This window comes from Pseudomonas sp. AC083, assembly GCF_979253165.1.
This window is the reverse complement of the sequence record NZ_CEEDDH010000003.1, coordinates 15232-27351: the sequence shown is the minus strand read 5'-3', so window position 1 is coordinate 27351 and position 12120 is coordinate 15232. Positions and strand designations below refer to the sequence as shown.

The following is a 12120-nucleotide window of genomic DNA, read 5'->3' as shown; positions in this document are numbered from 1 at the left end:
TATAGAAGCATCAGGAGTGGTAAATGGCCGATACGCGGCGTTGGTTCTGGCTCGGTGGGGTAGTCCTGCTTTGCGCGTTTGTATGGTTGCTGCACCCGATCCTCACGCCGTTTCTGGTCGCGTTGTTGCTGGCTTATCTGTTCGATCCGCTGGTGGATCGTCTGGAGCGGCTCGGGCTGTCGCGAACCTGGGGCGTGATCGCCGTGTTTGCCTTGTTCACGCTGATCGTCACCGCGTTGCTGCTGGTGCTGGTGCCGATGCTCGCCAAGCAGTTGCTGCGTCTGTACGAACTGGCGCCGCAGATGCTCGACTGGTTGCAGCACACCGCTGTGCCGTGGGCGCAAGCGAAACTGGGGCTGTCGGACGGCTTCTGGAAATTCGATAAGGTCAAAGCTGCGATCAGCGAGCACATGGGCCAGACCACCGACATCGTCGGCGTGGTGCTGAGTCAGGCGACGGCCTCGAGCCTGGCGCTGATCGGCTGGTTGGCAAATCTGGTGCTGATCCCGGTGGTGAGCTTCTATCTGTTGCGCGACTGGGACGTGATGATGGGCAAGATCCGCAGCCTGCTCCCACGTGATCGCGAAGAGCGCGTGGTTGCGCTGGCGGGCGAGTGCCACGAAGTGCTCGGCGCGTTCGTGCGCGGGCAGTTGCTGGTGATGGTTGCGCTGGGGGTGATTTATGCCGCCGGCCTGATGATCGTCGGTCTGGAACTGGGGCTGTTGATCGGCCTGATTGCCGGGCTCGCGGCGATCGTGCCGTACATGGGTTTTGTCATCGGCATTGGTGCGGCGCTGATCGCCGGATTGTTCCAGTTCGGTGGCGATCTGTACCCGATGGTCGGGATCGTCGCGGTGTTCATGGTCGGTCAGGCGCTGGAAGGCATGGTGCTGACGCCGCTGCTGGTCGGGGACCGCATCGGCCTGCACCCGGTGGCGGTGATCTTCGCGATCCTCGCTGGCGGCGAGCTGTTCGGTTTCACCGGCGTTCTGCTGGCGTTGCCGGTGGCGGCGGTGATCATGGTGCTGGTGCGTCATGTCCACGACTTGTATAAGGATTCCGGGATCTACAGCGGCGTTGACGAACCTGAGCTGTGATGGCGCGGGCCGCCCGGCGCTTGGCCGGGCTGGCCCGTTTCGTGCGAGCGAGGGCGCCAGAGAATCTGTCATCAAACCGCTGCGTCAACGCAAACCTTTGATTTTGCTTGGGGTCTGTCGCATTGTGCGCTCAGCCTCACGGGTATAAACTTCGCCAACTTTACACAGAGGCCACTAACGGTTCCTTTGAGAACTGTTCAGTCAGCATGAAACCGATTCAGCTGCCCCTAGGTGTGCGTCTGCGTGACGACGCCACCTTCATCAACTACTACCCAGGCGCCAATGCCGCTGCACTCGGCTATGTCGAGCGTCTCTGCGAAGCCGACGCCGGGTGGACGGAGAGCCTGATCTACCTGTGGGGCAAGCACGGCGTCGGGCGCACGCATCTGTTGCAGGCCGCGTGCCTGCGCTTCGAGCAGATGGGCGAACCGGCGGTGTATCTGCCGCTGGCCGAGTTGATGGACCGCGGCGTGGAAATCCTCGACAACCTTGAACAGTACGAACTGGTCTGCCTGGATGACTTGCAGGTGATTGCCGGCAAGGCCGACTGGGAAGAGGCGATGTTTCATCTGTTCAACCGTCTGCGTGACAGCGGCCGGCGCCTGCTGATTGCCGCGTCCACTTCACCGCGCGAATTGCCTGTGAAGCTGGCTGACCTGAAATCCCGTCTGACCCTGGCGCTGATCTTCCAGATGCGCCCGCTCTCCGATGAAGACAAACTGCGTGCGTTGCAATTGCGCGCATCCCGTCGCGGTCTGCACCTGACCGATGAGGTTGGGCACTTTATTCTCACTCGCGGCACGCGGAGCATGAGCGCGCTGTTCGATCTCCTCGAGCAGCTTGATCAGGCGTCCCTGCAAGCGCAACGCAAGCTGACCATTCCCTTCCTCAAGGAAACTCTTGGCTGGTAGTAGTGGGCTTTTGCCAGCTTTCAGGCGCCAGAAAACCCGCGTCCCTGCCCCGATCCCCCGGCCAGACGAGTTACGCGCTTAGATGTAAACGCGAAACCGGGAAGTCACATAAAGTTCGATTGAATTTGCAAATGAGGACGATAGCGGGCATAGTCTCGGCTTCTTTACAACTATCAGCCACGGTCGTGCCCATGCTAAAGCGCTTCGCACCCCTCGTGCCTCTCGCACTCGTTACCCTGTTATTCGGTTGTGCTGCTCATTCTCCGGTTCAAGAGCCGCCGCAACAGGTCAAGAATTCTGCTACCGCCCAGTCTTCCGTTATTTATCAGGAAGAGCTGGACACCGAAAAAGAACTCAACCAGTTCAACGGCAGCAAGCCATATCAGCTTCCTGTACTGGCTGACAGCATCCTCGAACGCGGCATGTCCCTGATCGGTACCCGTTACCGTTTCGGCGGTACCTCTGAAGCCGGCTTCGATTGCAGCGGTTTCATCGGTTACCTGTTCCGCGAAGAGGCGGGCATGAACCTGCCGCGCTCGACTCGCGAAATGATCAACGTTGATGCGCCGCTGGTTTCGCGCAGCAACCTTGAGCCGGGTGATCTGCTGTTCTTCGCCACCAATGGTCGTCGCGGTCGTGTCAGTCACGCCGGCATCTACCTGGGTGACAACCAGTTCATTCACTCCAGCAGTCGTCGCAGCGGCGGTGTTCGCATCGACAGCCTGGGTGACAGCTACTGGAGCAAGACTTTCATCGAAGCCAAGCGCGCACTCGCCATGGCGCCGACCGTGGTCACCGCTCGCAAGTAAACTGCATGTCGCTGCGTTCGCGGCGACAAAACGGCACGGCAATGGAGTAGACCTAAACTTTACAAGGTGAAGTTAAAGTCTTACTTGAAGTTTGCCGCGTAGCCGCTAGAATCCTGAATCTATATTGATGGCAAACCGCCTGCGTGATGACGCAGGCGGTTTTGTTTCTGTCCATTCGGCAGAGAAAGCCGCAGCCAGATCAGGATGTTCTGCTTATGACGATGTCGGCCCGCCTCACCTTGATCCTTTGCGCCGCGCTGCTCAGCGCCTGCGCCAGCCGTACACCGCCGCCAGCCCCCGTGGTTCGCGCGCCGATCGTGTTCGCTCCTTCCCAGGCTTTTTCCCCCGTTGCTGAAGACGTGCTGTTCCGTGCCCTCGGCCTGGTCGGCACACCGTACCGCTGGGGCGGCAACACGCCAGATTCCGGTTTCGATTGCAGTGGTCTGATCGGTTTCGTCTACCGCGACGCGGCGGGAATTTCGCTGCCACGCTCGACCCGCGAAATGATCGTCATGCAGGCGCCGAATGTCGGCAAGGAAGGCTTGCAGACCGGCGACCTGATTTTCTTCGCCACCAATGGCGGCTCGCAGGTCAGTCACGCGGGGATTTACGTCGGTGAGGGACGCTTCGTGCACGCACCGGCCACGGGTGGCACGGTCAAGCTCGATAGCCTGTCGAAGGCCTATTGGCAGAAGGCGTATCTGAGCGCCAAGCGGGTGTTGCAGCCGGGGCAGCTGGCGCATAACCCCTAGCGCGTATGCATAACTAATTGTGGGAGCGAGCCTGCTCGCGAAGGCGGAGTGTCAGTCGACAATGATTTGACTAATACACCGCTTTCGCGAGCAGGCTCGCTCCCACATTTTTTGCTTCGCGCTTAACTTACTTGCTGGCCGACACGCGCCACACCTTGTTCCCGACATCATCCGCCACCAGCAAGCCACCTTGCTGATCGATCACCACGCCCACTGGGCGGCCCAGCGCGTTTTCGTCCTTGTCGAGGAAACCGGTCAGCACATCCACCGGCTGCCCGGTCGGCTTGCCGCCAGTAAACGGCACGAAAATCACCTTGTAGCCGCTGTGCGGTTTGCGGTTCCACGAGCCGTGCTGGCCAATGAATGCGCCTTCCTTGAATTGCGCCGGCAAGCGGTTGCCATCGGCGAAGGTCAGGCCCAGCGAAGCGGTGTGCGGACCGACCGCGTAATCCGGAGCGATGGCCTTGGCTACCAGATCCGGATTCTGCGGTTTGACCCGCACATCGACGTGCTGGCCATAGTAGCTGTACGGCCAGCCATAGAAGCCGCCGTCCTTGACCGAGGTTATGTAGTCCGGCACCAGATCGCTGCCGATTTCGTCACGCTCGTTGACCGCTGTCCACAAGGCGCCGCTGGTGGGTTCCCAGGCGAGGCCGTTGGGGTTGCGAATGCCCGAGGCGAAGATCCGGTGATTGCCGGTCGCCCGATCCACTTCCCAGATCGCCGCGCGGCCTTCTTCCTGATCCAGACCGTTTTCGCCAACGTTACTGTTCGAGCCGACGGTGACGTAGAGCTTGTTGCCGTCCTTGCTGGCGATGACGTTTTTGGTCCAGTGGTGATTCAGCGTGCCGCCAGGCAAGTCGACGACTTTGATCGGTTGGGTCTTGATCTCGGTGGCGCCCGGCTCGTAGTTGAAGCGCAGCAGGCGGTCGGTGTCGGCTACGTACAAATCGTTGCCGACGAGCGTCATGCCAAACGGCGAGTTGAGGTTCTGCAGGAACACCGTACGGGTTTCTGCGACGCCATCGTGGTCGGCATCACGCAACAGGGTGATGCGGTTCGGGCTGGGCACGCCGGCGCCGGCCTTGCCCATGACTTTCTTCATCACCCAGCCACGAATGCCTTTGCTGTCATCGGGCTTGGGCGGCGCGTTGGTTTCCGCCACCAGCACATCGCCGTTGGGCAGCACATAGAGCCAGCGCGGGTGATCGAGGCCTTCGGCAAACGCCGCGACCTGGGTGCCGGCCGCTGCGGTCGGTTTCGCGCCGTCCGGCCAGCCCACCGCCGGGGCGATGTTCACTGTCGGGATCAGCGTCTTGTTCGGTTCGGGCAGTTTCGGTGACGGACCGGTGCCGTCGGAGACTTGCAGGCTGGAGGTTTCACCGCAGGCGGCGAGCCCGCCTGCGACGGCGATGATAAGAGCGAGTTGGGCCTTGCGCATTGCTGATCTTCCCTATGAATGCATTCCTAAACATAGAGGAGGGCGCAGGCCCGATGGTTCAACTGCTCAACCGCGGGCTTCCTTGAACAGCACGGCGATGCCCGGATGATAGTTGCCCGCGTCGCTGTGCAATTTGCGATAGGCGTAGGGGAAATACCAGGCCACGGCGCAGGTGTGTTCCTTTTGCAGGTCGTCGACCATGTCCTGCAATTCTTCGGGGCTGGCGCTGTGCTGAGGTTTTTGCGGAGCAACAAAGAGGCAGCCGAGCTTGAGATCGCTGGCGTAGCTGATGCGCTTGGCATCAACGGTGATGTCGAGCAGGGCCTGGGTCAGGTTGAGGTTGTTGACCCGTGGCCAGCGTTGCGTGGCCTGAATGAACGCGCGGTCTTCGGCGCCGGCAATCAGCAGGTCGGCGCGGGCATTGCGTTCGCCTTCTTCGTTCTGTTTGCGCGTGGCCGTGTCGTTCAGCGTGACCATTTCAGCCATCCACGCCGCTGCCGCGAGCAGGCCGAGATTGGCTTTCTCGTCGTGCCAATATGGCGTGTCGTTGTCGCCGCGAACGGTGTTGTAGCGATCGATACAGTCAAACCAGCGTTCCAGCAACGGGCGCAGGAATTCCAGGCGCGGGTTGCTGATGATCATGCCTTGCATCGTCGTCATCCTTATTGTTGTAGTGGGCTTTTTGGAAAAAAGCATGGCTCTTTGATATCACTTGTCACAGTCTGGCACAAGATTGCCGCTGCACAATTGAGCAGCGGCAGTTATTCGCGCGCAAAGCGCCTCTTCAATTGACGCTCCACCCCCAACCCTCTAACCTTCGCCGCTTGTTTCAGGTGCTCTGTGGCCCCGCGTCGACAGAGTGAAACAGGGAAGCCGGTGAGGGTGGTCTTCAAGCGAAGCCACGACGATCCCGGCGCTGCCCCCGCAACGGTAAATGAGTGAAAACTGCGCCTTGAGCCACTGCCTCGAAAGAAGCGGGAAGGCGCGCAGTCCGGCGAAACGCCGCTCATGAGCCCGGAGACCGGCCTGATCCATCTCAGCGGCATCACGGTGGGCGATGCCAGGCTTTTTGCCGTCTATTCTTGTGCCTGCCCGCCGTTATCCAGCCTCAACGGAGAGCTCCCCCCATGACTGATTCCCCCGAGCGTGACGAGCGCCATCTGGCGCGCATGCAGCGCAAGAAAGCCGTGATCGACGAACGCATTGCCAACTCGCCCGACGAATGTGGCTTGGTGCTGGTGCTGACCGGCAACGGCAAAGGCAAGAGCAGCTCGGCGTTCGGCATGCTCGCCCGCGCGATGGGCCACGGCATGCAGTGCGGCGTGGTGCAGTTCATCAAGGGCCGCAACAGCACCGGCGAAGAATTGTTTTTCCGCCGCTTCCCCGAGCAAGTGCGTTTCCACGTCATGGGTGAAGGCTTTACCTGGGAAACCCAGGATCGTCAGCGCGACATCGCCGCGGCGACCGCCGCTTGGGAAGTCTCGCGCGAATTGTTGCGCGACCCTTCGATCGGTCTGGTGGTGCTCGACGAATTGAACATCGCCCTCAAGCACGGCTACCTCGATCTCGATCAGGTGCTCAGCGATTTGCAGGCGCGTCCGCCGATGCAACACGTGGTGGTCACCGGTCGCGGCGCCAAGCCGGAAATGATCGAGATGGGCGACACGGTCACCGAGATGGGCATGCTCAAGCACGCCTTCCAGGCCGGGATCAAAGCGCAGAAAGGCGTCGAACTTTGAAGCAACCACGCCACTGCCCGGCGGTGTTGATCGCCGCGCCGGCCTCCGGTCAGGGCAAGACCACCGTCACCGCCGCACTCGCCCGTTTGCATCGCAATCAGGGGCGCAAGGTCCGCGTGTTCAAATGCGGGCCGGACTTTCTCGATCCGATGATCCTCGAGCGCGCCAGCGGTGCGCCGGTCTATCAATTGGACATGTGGATGGTCGGCGAGCAGGAAAGTCGTCGGCTGTTGTGGGAAGCCGCCGCCGAGGCTGATCTGATTCTGATCGAGGGCGTGATGGGCCTGTTCGACGGCACGCCATCCAGCGCTGATCTGGCGCGCCACTTCGGTGTGCCGGTGCTCGGCGTGATCGATGGCACCGCCATGGCGCAGACCTTTGGCGCCTTGGCGCTGGGCCTGGCGAAGTATCAGCCGGACTTGCCGTTCGCTGGCGTGCTGGCCAACCGCGTCGGCACCTTGCGCCATGCGCAATTGCTCGAAGGCAGCCTCACCGAAGGTCTGCGCTGGTACGGCGCGCTGTCCCGCGAGACCGGCATCGAATTGCCGAGCCGCCACCTCGGTCTGGTCCAGGCCAGCGAATTGAATGATCTGGATCTGCGTCTCGACGCGGCCGCCGATGCGCTGGCCAGCAGTTGCCAAGTCGCGCTGCCCCCCGCCGTTGAATTCGCCGCGCCTGACGTCATCGCCGCCGAGCCCTTATTGAAAGGTGTGCGCATCGCCGTCGCCCGTGATGAAGCCTTTGCCTTCACCTATGGCGCCAGTCTCGATCTGCTGCGGGCGATGGGCGCCGAACTGCAATTTTTCTCGCCGATCCGCGACACCCGATTGCCCGAGGCGGACAGCCTGTATCTGCCGGGCGGTTATCCGGAACTGCACCACGTCGCGCTGGCGCAAAACACCACGATGCTTGCAGCAATCCGCGCGCACCACGCGGCGGGCAAGCCGTTGCTCGCCGAGTGTGGCGGCATGCTTTATCTGCTGGATTCGCTGACCGACGTGGAAGGCACCCGTGCTGAGCTGGTCGGTTTGCTCAAGGGCGAGGCGGTGATGCAGAAGCGTCTGGCGGCGCTGGCGTTGCAGGCGGTTGAGCTGCCGGAAGGTTCCTTGCGGGGGCATACGTATCACCATTCGCTGACTACAACCGAGCTGACGCCGATTGCCCGTGGGCTGAGTCCCAATGGCGGGCGCGGCGCTGAGGCGGTTTATCGCGAGGGGCGGATGACGGCGTCGTACGTGCACTTTTATTTCCCGTCGAATCCGACTGCGATTGCGTCATTGTTTGCGCCAGACAGTGAGGCCGGCTTCGCGAGCAAGCTCGCTCCCACAATGGATGACCTGAACCCTGTGGGAGCGAGCCTGCTCGCGAAAGGGCCATGACCGACAACACATTCTCCGAAGCCGAACGCGCAGCGGTCTACAAGGCCATCGCCGAACGCCGCGACATGCGCCACTTCACCGGTGGCAGCGTCGAGCCGCAGTTGCTGCGTCGTCTGCTCGAGGCCGCTCATCAAGCGCCGAGCGTCGGCCTGATGCAGCCTTGGCGCTTCATCCGCATCAGCGATCGTGCTCTGCGCGGGCAGATCCGCGATCTGGTGGAAGAGGAACGCATCCGCACCGCCGAGGCCCTCGGCGAGCGCAGCGATGAGTTCATGCAGCTCAAGGTCGAAGGCATCAACGATTGCGCAGAAGTGCTGGTCGCGGCGCTGATGGATGATCGCGAAAAGCACATCTTCGGTCGGCGCACGTTGCCGGAAATGGACATGGCCTCGTTGTCCTGCGCGATCCAGAACCTGTGGCTGGCCTCCCGTGCCGAGGGCCTGGGCATGGGCTGGGTCTCGCTGTTCGAACCGCAAGCCTTGGCGGATTTGCTCAAGTTGCCGGCCGGTGCCAAGCCGCTGGCGGTGTTGTGTCTGGGCCCGGTAAAGGAGTTCTATCCGGCGCCGATGCTGGTGCTCGAAGGTTGGGCGCAGGCGCGGCCGCTGAACGAGTTGCTGTACGAAAATTATTGGGGAGTGAGTCAATGAGTGTGGCGTTGCTGAGTGTCGCCGCAGTAGCGCTGGATGCGCTGTTCGGTGAACCGAAACGCTGGCATCCGCTGGTGGCGTTCGGCAATTTTGCCGGACGCATCGAGCAACGCTTCAACGCCGGCGGTCGTGGCTGGCGCAGTCATGGCGTCACCGCGTGGGTTATCGCGGTACTGCCGCTGACCTTGCTCGCCACAGCATTTTCCTGGGCGCCCTATGTCGGCTGGATCGTCGAGATTCTCGCGTTGTATTGTGCACTCGGCATGCGCAGCCTCGGCGAACATGTCGCGCCTGTCGCGGCGGCGTTGCGCGCCGATGATCTGGACGAGGCACGCAAGCGCGTCGGTTATCTGGTCAGCCGCCAGACCAATGAACTGGACAGCAACGCCGTGGCCCGTGCCGCCACCGAATCGGTGCTGGAGAACGGCAGCGATGCGGTGTTCGCTGCGCTGTTCTGGTTTGTCGTCGCCGGCGCGCCGGGCGTGGTCCTGTATCGCTTGAGCAATACCCTCGATGCGATGTGGGGTTATCGCAACGAACGCTTCGAGCGTTTCGGCTGGGCGGCGGCGAAAATCGACGACGTGTTGAACTACATTCCTGCGCGTCTGGTGGCATTGACCTACGCGCTACTGGGCAAAACCCGCCTCGCGCTCAAATGCTGGCGCACCCAGGCGCCGCAGTGGGACAGCCCCAACGCCGGCCCGGTGATGGCGGCCGGTGCCGGTGCGCTGGGCGTCGAGTTGGGTGGCCCGGCGATCTATCACGGCGAACTGCATGAGCGCCCGCAACTGGGCGAAGGTGCGCCGGCCGATGCCGATTCCATCGAGCGTGGCTGGCAATTGGTCCAGCGCGGCGTATGGTTGTGGCTGCTGATGCTTTGCCTGGGGGCGGAATTTTATGCTTGAGCACGGTGGCCGGCTGCGCAAGGCTGCACTCGATTACGGGATCGCCGAGGCCGACTGGCTTGACCTGTCCAGCGGCCTCGCGCCGTGGCCGTTCCCGATCCCGGAGATCCCGCTACGCGCCTGGGCGCGCTTGCCGGAAAGCGACGACGGTCTGGAACAGGCCGCCTGCGATTACTACGGCGCCGCGCAGGTGTTGCCGGTGGCCGGCTCTCAAATGGCCATCCAGTTGCTGCCGCGTCTGCGCCGGGCCGGCAAGGTCGGCGTGTTGTCGCCGTGCTATGCCGAGCATGCCGAAGCCTGGCGGCGCAGCGGTTACATCGTCCGTGAAGTGCTCGAGCAGGAAGTCGAATTCTTTCTCGACAGTCTTGATGTGCTGGTGGTGGTCAATCCGAACAATCCGACCGGACTCAGCCTGACCCCGGCACGCCTGCTCGACTGGCATGCGCGGCTGGCGCAACGCGGCGGCTGGCTGGTGGTCGACGAAGCGTTCATGGACAACACGCCGCAACTGAGCCTGGCGCCCTATGCGCATCAGGTCGGGCTGGTGGTGTTGCGTTCGTTCGGTAAGTTTTTCGGTCTGGCCGGGGTGCGCCTCGGTTTCGTTCTGGCCGAACGCAAGTTGCTCAAACTGCTCGCCGAACAGGTCGGGCCGTGGGCGGTGAGCGGGCCGACGCGAGTGCTCGGTACGGCGTGCCTGCAAGACACCGAGGGCCATACCCGTCAGCGGATTCGCAGCGACGAAGCGAGCGAACGGCTGGCGGCGCTGCTGACCCGTTGCGGTTTTGCACCGCAGGGTGGCTGCGCGCTGTTTCAGTGGCTGATCACCGAGCACGCCGAAGCGCTGCACGAATTCCTCGCCCGGCGCGGCATCCTCCTGCGCCTGTTCAGCCACAACAGCAGTGTACGTTTCGGCCTGCCGGCCGATGCCGCGCAAGAGCTGCGTCTCGAACAGGCTTTGCAAGCTTTCATCAAGGACCACCCATGACCACTCTGATGGTGCAAGGCACTACGTCCGATGCCGGCAAAAGCACTTTGGTGACGGCGTTGTGCCGCTGGGCCACCCGCCAGGGCGTGGCGGTGGTGCCGTTCAAGCCGCAGAACATGGCGCTCAACAGCGCAGTCACCGCTGACGGCGGCGAGATCGGCCGCGCGCAGGCAGTGCAGGCGCAAGCGGCCGGTCTCGAGCCGCACACCGACATGAACCCGGTGCTGCTCAAACCCAACAGCGACACTGGCGCGCAAGTGATCATTCATGGCCGCGCGGTGACGACGATGAACGCCGTCGCCTATCACGATTACAAGGCCATCGCGATGCAAGCGGTGCTCGCCTCGCACGAGCGACTCAGCGCTGCGTATCCGCTGGTAATGGTCGAAGGCGCCGGTTCGCCGGCGGAGATCAATCTGCGCGCCGGCGACATTGCCAACATGGGCTTTGCCGAAGCGGTGGATTGCCCGGTTTTGCTGATCGCCGACATCAATCGCGGCGGCGTGTTTGCGCATTTGGTTGGCACGCTGGAATTGCTCTCGCCGAGCGAACAGGCGCGGGTCAAAGGCTTCATCATCAACCGCTTTCGCGGCGATATCGCCTTGTTGCAACCGGGCCTCGACTGGCTGGAGCAGCGCACCGGCAAACCGGTGGTCGGCGTGTTGCCCTACGTGATGGACCTGCACCTTGAAGCCGAGGACGGCATCGACCAACGCCAGACCGACAAGGCCGAGCAGGTCTTGAAAGTGGTGGTGCCGGTGCTGCCGCGCATCAGCAATCACACCGACTTCGACCCGCTGCGTCTGCATCCGCAGGTGGATCTGCAATTTGTCGGCCCGGGCCAGGCGATTCCCGCCGCCGATCTGATCATCCTGCCGGGCTCGAAAAGCGTGCGCAGTGATCTGGCTTATCTGCGCTCCAACGGTTGGGACGCGGCGATCAATCGGCATCTGCGCTACGGCGGCAAGGTGCTGGGAATTTGCGGCGGTCTGCAGATGCTCGGTGAGCAGGTGCACGATCCGCTTGGGCTCGAAGGCGCTGCCGGCTCCAGCGCCGGTCTGGGGCTGCTGGCGTTCGAAACGCAGCTCGAAGCCGACAAGCAACTGCGCAACGTGCGCGGGCGGCTGGCGTTGGAAAACGCCGCAGTCAGCGGTTATGAAATCCATGCTGGCGTGACCACCGGGCCGGCACTGGAAAACCCGGCGGTGCATCTGGACGACGGTCGTTGCGATGGTGCGCAAAGTGTCGATGGCCAGGTGTTCGGCACCTATCTGCATGGCTTGTTCGAATCCCCCGAGGCGAGCGCGGCGTTGCTGCGCTGGGCCGGGTTGAATGATGCGCAAGAGGTTGATTACCACGGCTTGCGCGAACGCGACATCGAGCGGCTGGCGGATCTGGTGGAGAAGCATCTGGATACCGGGCTGTTGCGTCAGCTCTGTGGGATTTGAGTTGTCC

12 protein-coding genes and 1 riboswitch are annotated in these 12120 nt (G+C 62.5%); of the genes, 10 read left to right on the top strand and 2 right to left on the bottom strand.

Annotation, left to right across the window (positions count from 1 at the left end; genetic code table 11):
* The first annotated feature begins 23 nt into the window (after nucleotides 1-23).
* The 4 genes from AC0IXA_RS06185 to AC0IXA_RS06170 all read left to right on the top strand — a co-directional run bounded on the left by AC0IXA_RS06185 (nucleotide 24) and on the right by AC0IXA_RS06170 (nucleotide 3569).
* Nucleotides 24-1097 carry an AI-2E family transporter gene (locus AC0IXA_RS06185; RefSeq protein ID WP_016773697.1) on the top strand — a complete coding sequence of 358 codons (1074 nt, stop codon included), beginning with the start codon at nucleotides 24-26 and terminating at the stop codon, nucleotides 1095-1097.
* 206 nt (nucleotides 1098-1303) lie between these two features.
* Entirely contained in the window at nucleotides 1304-2008 is a 705-nt protein-coding gene (hda, locus tag AC0IXA_RS06180) for a DnaA regulatory inactivator Hda (protein WP_007919828.1), read from the top strand.
* Between the two features lie 191 nt (nucleotides 2009-2199).
* The gene (locus tag AC0IXA_RS06175) at nucleotides 2200-2817 is read left to right on the top strand and encodes a C40 family peptidase (RefSeq protein ID WP_016773699.1); all 618 of its coding nucleotides are present in this window, start codon (nucleotides 2200-2202) and stop codon (nucleotides 2815-2817) included.
* Between the two features lie 215 nt (nucleotides 2818-3032).
* A complete protein-coding gene (locus AC0IXA_RS06170) occupies nucleotides 3033-3569 on the top strand; it encodes a C40 family peptidase (protein ID WP_041479547.1) in 537 nt (178 codons plus the stop codon).
* A 127-nt stretch (nucleotides 3570-3696) separates the two neighbouring features.
* Here the strand turns inward: AC0IXA_RS06170 and AC0IXA_RS06165 are convergent, their stop codons facing one another.
* A complete protein-coding gene (locus AC0IXA_RS06165; protein ID WP_341638815.1) occupies nucleotides 3697-5010 on the bottom strand; it encodes a PQQ-dependent sugar dehydrogenase in 1314 nt (437 codons plus the stop codon).
* 66 nt (nucleotides 5011-5076) lie between these two features.
* Nucleotides 5077-5661 (bottom strand): hypothetical protein, encoded by a 585-nt coding sequence (locus AC0IXA_RS06160; protein WP_122505964.1) that lies wholly within the window; start codon nucleotides 5659-5661, stop codon nucleotides 5077-5079.
* Nucleotides 5662-5824: 163 nt separating this feature from the next.
* A riboswitch (cobalamin riboswitch) is annotated at nucleotides 5825-6054 on the top strand.
* A gap of 83 nt (nucleotides 6055-6137) precedes the next feature.
* Between AC0IXA_RS06160 and cobO the strand changes: the two genes are divergently transcribed.
* From cobO to AC0IXA_RS06130, 6 genes are read left to right on the top strand one after another with little or no spacing between them, the layout of a single operon-like run.
* Complete coding sequence (cobO, locus tag AC0IXA_RS06155) at nucleotides 6138-6749, top strand: cob(I)yrinic acid a,c-diamide adenosyltransferase (protein WP_016773703.1); 612 nt, start codon at nucleotides 6138-6140, stop codon at nucleotides 6747-6749.
* A complete protein-coding gene (locus AC0IXA_RS06150; protein ID WP_341638816.1) occupies nucleotides 6746-8128 on the top strand; it encodes a cobyrinate a,c-diamide synthase in 1383 nt (460 codons plus the stop codon). Before cobO ends, AC0IXA_RS06150 begins: the two co-directional genes overlap by 4 nt.
* Nucleotides 8125-8775 (top strand): 5,6-dimethylbenzimidazole synthase, encoded by a 651-nt coding sequence (gene bluB, locus AC0IXA_RS06145; RefSeq protein ID WP_024012169.1) that lies wholly within the window; start codon nucleotides 8125-8127, stop codon nucleotides 8773-8775. Before AC0IXA_RS06150 ends, bluB begins: the two co-directional genes overlap by 4 nt.
* Nucleotides 8772-9680 carry an adenosylcobinamide-phosphate synthase CbiB gene (gene cbiB, locus AC0IXA_RS06140; protein ID WP_341638817.1) on the top strand — a complete coding sequence of 303 codons (909 nt, stop codon included), beginning with the start codon at nucleotides 8772-8774 and terminating at the stop codon, nucleotides 9678-9680. Before bluB ends, cbiB begins: the two co-directional genes overlap by 4 nt.
* Nucleotides 9673-10665 carry a threonine-phosphate decarboxylase CobD gene (gene cobD, locus AC0IXA_RS06135; protein ID WP_341638818.1) on the top strand — a complete coding sequence of 331 codons (993 nt, stop codon included), beginning with the start codon at nucleotides 9673-9675 and terminating at the stop codon, nucleotides 10663-10665. The genes cbiB and cobD overlap by 8 nt, the downstream gene beginning before the upstream one ends.
* Nucleotides 10662-12113, top strand: a complete 1452-nt coding sequence (locus AC0IXA_RS06130) for a cobyric acid synthase (RefSeq protein WP_341638819.1) — start codon at nucleotides 10662-10664, stop codon at nucleotides 12111-12113. The genes cobD and AC0IXA_RS06130 overlap by 4 nt, the downstream gene beginning before the upstream one ends.
* Nucleotides 12114-12120: the final 7 nt, after the last annotated feature.

Excerpts from the sequence above, each read along its gene's own strand:
- AC0IXA_RS06185 (WP_016773697.1), top strand. The coding sequence starts at position 24 with ATGGCCGATACGCGGCGTTGGTTCTGGCTCGGTGGGGTAGTCCTGCTT.
- hda (WP_007919828.1), top strand. The coding sequence starts at position 1,304 with ATGAAACCGATTCAGCTGCCCCTAGGTGTGCGTCTGCGTGACGACGCC.
- AC0IXA_RS06175 (WP_016773699.1), top strand. The coding sequence starts at position 2,200 with ATGCTAAAGCGCTTCGCACCCCTCGTGCCTCTCGCACTCGTTACCCTG.
- AC0IXA_RS06170 (WP_041479547.1), top strand. The coding sequence starts at position 3,033 with ATGACGATGTCGGCCCGCCTCACCTTGATCCTTTGCGCCGCGCTGCTC.
- AC0IXA_RS06165 (WP_341638815.1), bottom strand. The coding sequence starts at position 5,010 with ATGCGCAAGGCCCAACTCGCTCTTATCATCGCCGTCGCAGGCGGGCTC.
- AC0IXA_RS06160 (WP_122505964.1), bottom strand. The coding sequence starts at position 5,661 with ATGCAAGGCATGATCATCAGCAACCCGCGCCTGGAATTCCTGCGCCCG.
- cobO (WP_016773703.1), top strand. The coding sequence starts at position 6,138 with ATGACTGATTCCCCCGAGCGTGACGAGCGCCATCTGGCGCGCATGCAG.
- bluB (WP_024012169.1), top strand. The coding sequence starts at position 8,125 with ATGACCGACAACACATTCTCCGAAGCCGAACGCGCAGCGGTCTACAAG.
- cbiB (WP_341638817.1), top strand. The coding sequence starts at position 8,772 with ATGAGTGTGGCGTTGCTGAGTGTCGCCGCAGTAGCGCTGGATGCGCTG.
- cobD (WP_341638818.1), top strand. The coding sequence starts at position 9,673 with ATGCTTGAGCACGGTGGCCGGCTGCGCAAGGCTGCACTCGATTACGGG.
- AC0IXA_RS06130 (WP_341638819.1), top strand. The coding sequence starts at position 10,662 with ATGACCACTCTGATGGTGCAAGGCACTACGTCCGATGCCGGCAAAAGC.